We start from the raw sequence: 1489 nt of genomic DNA, 5'->3' as shown, positions 1-1489 counted from the left end.
CCCCGTTATCTTCTTCGCGGTCCTGCAAGAGGGCCGCTGGCCTCCGGGCCCGGCATGACTGTTGCCCCCTGTCGAAGGGATGACCTGGGGGGTGGTGTCACCGGGCCCGAGGGGTGCCGTCGGAGACGCTGATCAGAGGTCCGACCACCGCCTGGCCGGGCGCAATGCCCGGCCGTTCGCGGGCGGCAGGTCTGCATAACGTGGCTGCGCGAGAACGGCTCCCGACCTCGGGGCCGGCACGCGTCGACACATGTGGGGGCACGGTGATCAGCATCGACGGGGTGGGCGTCTTCCTGGGCCTGGACGTCGGCAAACAAACACATCACGGCCACGGGCTGACCCCGGCCGGGAAGACGGTCTTCGACAAGCCGCTGCCGAACAGCGAACCGAAGCTGCGGGCCCTCTTCGACAAGCTGAGGGCCAAGTTCGGCACCGTCCTGGTGGTCGTGGACCAGCCCGCCTCCATCGGCGCCCTGCCACTGACCGTCGCCCGGGACGCCGGCTGTCAGGTCGCCTACCTGCCCGGCCTGGCGATGCGCAGGATCGCCGACCTCTACCCCGGCGAAGCCAAGACCGACGCGAAGGACGCCGCCGTCATCGCGGACGCCGCCCGCACCATGCCCCACACCCTGCGCACCCTCGACCTGACCGACGAGGTCACCGCCGAACTGACCATGCTCGTCGGCTTCGACCAGGACCTCGCCGGAGAAGCCAACCGCACCTCCAACCGCATCCGCGGCCTGCTCACCCAGTTCCACCCAAGCCTCGAGCGCGTCCTCGGCCCCCGCCTGGACCACCCCGCCACCACCTGGCTTCTCGAGCGCTACGGATCCCCGGCCGCTCTGCGCAAGGCAGGCCGCCGCAAACTCGTCGAGGTCATCCGCCCCAGGGCACCACGCATGGCCGAGCGACTCGTTGACGACATCTTCACCGCACTCGACGAGCAGACCGTCACCGTCCCCGGCACCGGAACCCTCGACGTGATCGTCCCCTCGCTGGCCAAGTCGCTGGCAGCCGTCCACGAGCAACGACGGGCCCTGGAAGCCCGGATCGAGGCCCTGCTGGAGGCCCACCCTCTTTCCCAGGTCCTGACCTCGATGCCCGGCATCGGCGTCAGGACCGCCGCAGTCCTCCTGTCCACCGTCGGCGACGCCAGCTCGTTCCCCAGCGCCGCCCACCTCGCCTCCTACGCCGGCCTCGCCCCGACAACCCGGCAGTCCGGCACCTCGATCCACGGCGAACACGCCCCCAGAGGCGGGAACCGCCAGCTGAAACGGGCGATGTTCCTCTCCGCGTTCGCCGCCCTGCACGATCCCGCCTCCCGCACCTACTACGACCGCTGCCGAGCCCGCGGCAAAACCCACACGCAGGCCCTCCTCCGCCTCGCCCGCCACCGCATCAGCGTCCTGTTCGCCATGCTCCGCGACGGAACCTTCTACGAACCCAGAACCCCACAGCCTGCTTGACGAAAGACATAGAGGCACCCCCC

At 70.1% G+C, this 1489-nt stretch carries 1 protein-coding gene; it reads left to right on the top strand.

Annotation, left to right across the window (positions count from 1 at the left end; genetic code table 11):
• The first annotated feature begins 263 nt into the window (after window positions 1-263).
• Window positions 264-1466: an IS110 family transposase gene (locus ABZ920_RS30480; RefSeq protein ID WP_361512076.1), complete on the top strand. Its 1203-nt coding sequence runs from the start codon at window positions 264-266 to the stop codon at window positions 1464-1466.
• Window positions 1467-1489 lie beyond the last annotated feature (23 nt).

The sequence above is a fragment of the Streptomyces sp. NPDC046831 genome, assembly GCF_040645305.1.
GTDB lineage: Bacteria > Actinomycetota > Actinomycetes > Streptomycetales > Streptomycetaceae > Streptomyces.
This window is presented reverse-complemented; position numbering and strand designations above follow the sequence as displayed.